Origin of the sequence: Mycobacterium helveticum (assembly GCF_007714205.1) — a bacterium.
Classification (GTDB): domain Bacteria; phylum Actinomycetota; class Actinomycetes; order Mycobacteriales; family Mycobacteriaceae; genus Mycobacterium; species Mycobacterium helveticum.
The window spans coordinates 1-5,736 of record NZ_VMQU01000205.1; the positions used below are offsets into that span (position 1 = coordinate 1).

Annotated in this window: 4 protein-coding genes and 2 pseudogenes; 1 reads left to right on the forward strand and 5 read right to left on the reverse strand. The window is 62.7% G+C overall.

The features are described from left to right. The 5 genes and pseudogenes from FPZ47_RS26245 to FPZ47_RS26265 all read right to left on the reverse strand — a co-directional run. Positions 1–344 (reverse strand): annotated as a pseudogene (locus tag FPZ47_RS26245) (hypothetical protein); the annotation flags it as partial. Positions 345–434: 90 nt separating this feature from the next. Then, complete coding sequence (locus FPZ47_RS26250) at positions 435–1,070, reverse strand: STAS domain-containing protein (RefSeq protein ID WP_144956999.1); 636 nt, start codon at positions 1,068–1,070, stop codon at positions 435–437. Positions 1,071–1,637: 567 nt separating this feature from the next. Continuing rightward, positions 1,638–2,507, reverse strand: a complete 870-nt coding sequence (locus FPZ47_RS26255; RefSeq protein WP_144957002.1) for an alpha/beta fold hydrolase — start codon at positions 2,505–2,507, stop codon at positions 1,638–1,640. Positions 2,508–2,673: 166 nt separating this feature from the next. Next, positions 2,674–3,924 (reverse strand): annotated as a pseudogene (locus FPZ47_RS26260) (fatty acid desaturase family protein); the annotation flags it as partial. A 269-nt stretch (positions 3,925–4,193) separates the two neighbouring features. Beyond that, complete coding sequence (locus FPZ47_RS26265; RefSeq protein ID WP_144957007.1) at positions 4,194–4,373, reverse strand: DUF6131 family protein; 180 nt, start codon at positions 4,371–4,373, stop codon at positions 4,194–4,196. A 680-nt stretch (positions 4,374–5,053) separates the two neighbouring features. Between FPZ47_RS26265 and FPZ47_RS26270 the strand changes: the two genes are divergently transcribed. Beyond that, a complete protein-coding gene (locus FPZ47_RS26270; RefSeq protein WP_246133625.1) occupies positions 5,054–5,479 on the forward strand; it encodes a hypothetical protein in 426 nt (141 codons plus the stop codon). The last annotated feature ends 257 nt before the right edge of the window (positions 5,480–5,736 follow it).

Here is a 5,736-nt window from a genome sequence, read left to right on the forward strand (position 1 = left end):
AAGCCCGTCAGATCGGCCAGGCGGTGGGAATAACCCCACTCGTTGTCATACCAGCCGACGATCTTCACCAGACCACCCGAAGTGGGCACCACGTTGACCGCCGCCGCGCGCGCAGCGATAGTCGCGGTGCAGACGTCCTGCAGGTACTGGTCCGGGGTATACGCGTGGACGGTGATCATGAGCCCGCCCTCGAATCCGAACACCTCGTCGAGCGCCATCGCCATCGGCGCCAGGCAGTTCGTCGTACACCAGGCATTCGAGACGAGGGTCTGGATGCCGTCGAAGTCGCGGTGGTTTACGCCATCACCAACGGTGAAGTCCGCACCCTTCGACGTCGCGGACACGCTTTCTCATGGCGCTCAGCCTCGCCCGCCGGCAGCTGCCAGCCCCGTCCAGGGCGGCAAGCTGATCGTGCGGATCGCGCACGAACGCCGTCATCGCACCCCAACCTCAGCTTTTGCAGCTTCCAACCCCGGGGCCACCACCGTCAATGCGGGACCATCGAGCCTTGCATTTGCTTCTGTCGAGGTCCCCTGATCGTGCTGGAGTTGTTGGGTACCGCCGCAGACCAAGCACACGGTGCGCTCGCATCTCGCGAATTGCGCGGCATCCCCGCGGCTCGTCATGGGTTGCGGTGGAAGGTGAGGCTGGTCCTGGACGGTGGCCATCGCTGCCTCGAGTGTGCTGGCGGCGGGTAGCAATCCCTGTGGGTCGCCGATCCGCAACATCCGGGAGACCGCGTTACCGGGTACCACTGCGCAGCTTACGCGGGCGCGCACGCAGCAGACGGAAACCCTCTGCAGCGCAGAGAAACCTTCGGTTCCGAAGAAGTCGAGGTTGCGCAGATCGAGGATCAGTCCGCGACAACGCGTCAGGTGCGCCAGCGTGTACTCGGTCAGTGTGTCGGCGTTGGATGCGTCGATGTCACCGTGGGCGCTGATGACGGCTACCGACCACCTGAGTCGACGACTCGCTAAACGTGCGGTGTGACCCTCCCACGGCCGGGAAAGAAAGCCGCCATCCGGCAATGTGGAGGGGGCGGGCGAAGTTTTCATGGTGATCTCCGGCATGCGGTTTTCACCGGTGCGTTCGGCGCGAGCTGCTGCTCTGCGAGAACAGCGGCGGACGGCTGGCCTCATTCCGAACTGGTTGAGCGTCTCAACATGCTTGACGTTCCACCCCGCTGGAGTAATTGTCAAGCCGGGCCGTTGGATCGGCTGAGATGCCGCAACGATAAACCATCGACCGGACCCCTGCGCCATCTGCGTTGCGTCGCCGAACTGGGTTTGCCGGACGGTTCCGAATGCCGGACGGGAGGACCCCGGTCTGTGCGGAGTGGGTGGGGAGATGCTCAGTCCAAGCGAATCGGAAGCGTGGCGACGATGGCGTCGGTGCTTGCGCGAATCGTTGTGGCGAGCAGCGGGCCGCGTTGGTTGTTGCGAAGCGCCGCGCTGGTGTCGCCGCACCCGACGATCAGCAATGTGATTGGCCGGTTGCTCCCGCTTGGCGGCTACCATTGTGCCGATTGAACACCACGAAGCTGGGCCCTACGGTCCCGCTGGTTCAGACTGACAGCTGCCGGGACCGACACCGGACAGGGGACCGGCAGTCAACACTTCGCCGAATCTCGGTTCCGGTCAGGTTTTTCGATTCGTCAGATCGACATCCCGCCCTGTCGTGGCGATGAAGTCGTCAAGGATGTCGACCACCGCTGTCGGGGCCTCGACATGCGGGAAGTGCCCGACACCGCCGAGCACCTCGAGTCGGCTACCCGGCACGGCGTCATGAGCGGCGTAACCGTGGGCGACCGGAATGATCCGGTCCTGATCACCCCAAATCAGCAAGGTGGGTAATCCATAACTGAGATGGATCTTGCTGAGAGCACTGACCGCCTGGCCGCGGTAATCCACCACCGAGCGCAACGTACGCAGGAACGCCTGCCGTGACCGCTGATCCGACAACGAGCAATAGGCGTTCCACATCTCGCCGGCGCGCGGCGACTGAATCCCGGCCGACATGAGCCAGGAACCCAGCTTGTTGCCGACGTTCAATACCGGTTGCGGCGCGACCACTGGCAGCACCAACTCGGTTCCGGGTGCCGACAGGATCCGCAATAGCCAACTCAGGTCGGGGCCGAGGCCGCCGCTGCTGATCAGAACCAGTCGCTGGCAGTAGTCGCGATGTTGATAGCTGAACTGCATGGCCACACCGCCACCGAGTGATTGACCGACCACCGTCGCCCGGCTGATGCCAAGTTCATCGAGCAGATCACGCAGCGACGCCGCGAACGCCCCCAACGAATAGTCACCGCGTGGCTTGGCTGATTCACCGTGCCCCAACAGATCCGGTGCCACCACCCGATACTTCTTTGACAACTGGGGGATGACCGCCCGCCAGGTCGCCGAACTTCCCGCCATGCCGTGAATCAGCAGCAGCACCTCGCCTGCCCCTGCCTCCCGATAGGCAATACGCTCACCGTGCAGATCGAGAAAGTTCATCTCGTTCAACTGAACCGGTCTCCCATCCGCCGGTGTCCCGGCATGCATGCACAACGTCGTAACAATCACTCTCGGCGAATTGTTGTCGACAATACCGCAACTTACGGTCCCGTAGGTTACTTGCCAGTAGCCCACGGCTCCTGAGCGCCTGATCGATACCGCCCCGGTCTGCGCCTCGGCCGACATGCGGGGTGCGACCCCACTGGCGGATCGCTGCGATCGCTGTCTTGAGCCCGCGGCGCCGCCCGGTCGCTGGGTCGATCCCGGCGAAACCGGGCCCCAGTTGGCTGAACATCCGCTCGCTGCGGGTCTCCGGCGCGTCGTCGGCGGTATCGCGCAGGTAGCGGTCCGGCAACGACAGCTTGGCGATGGTGCGCCAAGTCTTGCCGTACTGCAGCAGAAACGAGCCCGTGGTGTAGGGCAAGTCGTACTTGTCACAGAGCGCGCGCACGCGCACCGAGATCTCGCGCAACCGGTTGCTCGGCAGATCGGGATAAAGATGATGCTCGATCTGGTAGCACAGGTTGCCGCTCATGAACCGCAGCGCGGGCCCGGCTTCGAAGTCGGCGCTGCCCAGCATCTGCCGCAAATACCACTGCCCCCGGGTTTCGCCGATCATGTCGGCCTTCGTGAATTTCTCTGCGCCATCAGGGAAATGCCCGCAGAAGATGACCGCGTCAGCCCACATGTTGCGGATCACGTTGGCAACCACATTGGCCTTGAGCGTTGACTTATAGCTCGCCGCCGGCGACAGCGAGGTGAGCGCCGGGAATGTGACGTAGTCCTTGACCACCTGTCTGCCCGCCTTGACCGCGAACTCGCGTATCTGCTGGATGCTGATTGCGCGGTCTGGGCCGGCCTTGAAGGCCTTACTGAACTCGATGGGCTGCAGGCCGATTCCCCATTCGAATCCAACTGCGAGGATGGCGTTGAACAGCAGGTTGCCGATGTTGAAGGGCTCCCAGGGCTGGTCACGGGTAACTCGGAGGACGGTGTAGCCCACGTCGTCATCCATGCCGAGAATGTTCGTGTACTTGTGGTGCTGAAAGTTGTGGCTGGAGCGCCAGTGTTTTGACGCCGCACTCATATCCCATTCCCACGTCGAGGAGTGGATCTCGGGATCGTTCATCCAGTTCCACTGGCCGTGCATGACATTGTGGCCGATCTCCATGTTCTCGACGATCTTGGCCAGAGCAAGGGTCACCGTTCCCGCCCACCACGCAGAGCGTTTCGCACTACCGGCCAGCATGAGTCGGCCGGCTACCCCAAAGCCACGTTGCGCGGCGACGGTGCGGCGGATGTAGCGCGCGTCGCGCTCGCCACGCGAATCCTCGATGTCCAAGCGGATCGCGTCCAGTTCAACGCCCAGACTCTCGATGTCGGTGTCGGTCAGGTGGGCGAAGGCCGGAATATCCTTAATCGCCATCGTTTTGTTCCCTTCGCCGGGCCTTCATGCCGCGTTCGCAGTCCTCATCGGCAACGAAGAGCACACAACCACCGCAGCCCCTGCGGCAACGGACTCTGCGGTCCCCGACCGAGTAGCGGACTCAGGCATTTCCAGAGTCCCTGCTCCAGTGTCCCTGCGTGTGGATCTCAATTGTCTGCGCACAAACAGTTTTCGATGATTCGCGCAGATTGCAGGCCGGAGCTTCGGCCGGCCGCGTGTCCGGGTGGCGGGCGAGTAACTCTGGCCCTTCAGTAGTAGTGGCGACGGCCGCCGACGGCGTGTCCCATCCGTCCTATCAGCATCAATAGCAGGCCGACGACGAGGAGGATGACCCCGATGACCAAGCAAATATGGGCGTAGGCGAAGGTAGGGATGAGGGCGGGGAGGACGAGCCCGAGGACGATGAGGATTATTCCGAAAGTGATCATGGTGGTTACCTAGTTTCTCTGCAGATGTCTGGGAGGAGAACTGTTCGAGTCAGTGTTTGAAGGCGTCATTTAGCATGGGTCCCATGCAGTTTGGTGTCCCGCCTGGTCGGTGCTCACTTCGTCGCGCGGCCAGCTCCAGGTGTCACCGGCACGGTTGTTTCTCGCTCGGTCGTCGGTCAGGTGACCGCCGAGTTGGTGGTCTTCCGAATTCCGGGCCGATGGGGCACTGATCGACATGTGGATGCCGTCCCGACGGAAACGGGGTAGAGATCAATGTGCGGCGCGAGCAAATGCTCATCAAGTTCGGCGGCGTACAGCCAAACTCACTTCCGGACTGGCTGAAGGATTCAGCAACTACTACGCTACTCCGCTCGGGGGCTCGGGGCTAGTTTTGTCGGCCGAGTTGCGGTGTGGCCACGGTGGTGATTGCCGGGGTGTGCAGCCAGTTAGCAAGAGCCCGGGAGCATTTGGTGTCCCGCACCCGTAGCGGCCCCATGCCCAACTTCATGGAAATGCTGCACACAGAACGAGCGGGCCCCAGAGAGCCCGCATCGATGTAGGATAGCTACTGTATGTTAATAGCACTGTATGTTAACGGTGTTGGATGTTAGCGGTGTTGACATACCGTATCGCCGACTCGCGTGTACCGGACTTCCAGCACCAGGATCAGAGGCATCGACATGATCGTCGTCTTTGGATTAATTGTTCTGCTTGCCGCGGTGGTCGTGGGGTTCGTTGGGGTGCTGACCAATGCGGGGGCTACTCACCGCTTCACCGAGAATTTCGCCGTATTCGGGTTTCATGTCACCGGGTCGACCGGCACCTTGTTTCTTTTCGGGATCGTGATCGGCGCGGTCGCGATGCTCGGGCTTTGCGTGTTGCTGGCTGGCGCCCGGCGCACTGCGACTCGGGGACAAGACGCCCGACGCGAACTGAAAAGGTCACAACGCGAGACGGCGTTTCTGAACCGCGATCGCGACCAGTGGCTCGAACACCAACAGATCGGCGCAGCCGATGGTCGAGCGGTGAATCGGGAGCACGCCGCCGATCGCGGCAAGCGAGTTTTCTCGTTCGGCCGCTGGTCGCGGGTTGACCGTTCTCGGTGAGATTCCAGTTCCCGATCAGCTTGCCCCGGGGTTGTAGCCGCGCCGTCCTTGCAGCACATCGGTGAGGATGCCCAGTCGGTGGCCAGGGCCGCACCGAACGGGCCAGTCGCCCTGCCCGGTGGGGAAGCCGCGACGCAAGCCCCGACCCGTCGCGCTTGCTGTTTCCCCGCCATCCAACCCACGCGCGTCCCACCGCGCAGCGACGGTTCGGCCGGGTATCGAATGGCGGTTCGGGCTCAGGTCGGGTCGCGTCGGGC

Coding starts and splice junctions, on each gene's coding strand:
- FPZ47_RS26265 (WP_144957007.1), bottom strand. CDS start 4,373: ATGATCACTTTCGGAATAATCCTCATCGTCCTCGGGCTCGTCCTCCCC.
- FPZ47_RS26270 (WP_246133625.1), top strand. CDS start 5,054: ATGATCGTCGTCTTTGGATTAATTGTTCTGCTTGCCGCGGTGGTCGTG.
- FPZ47_RS26250 (WP_144956999.1), bottom strand. CDS start 1,070: ATGCCGGAGATCACCATGAAAACTTCGCCCGCCCCCTCCACATTGCCG.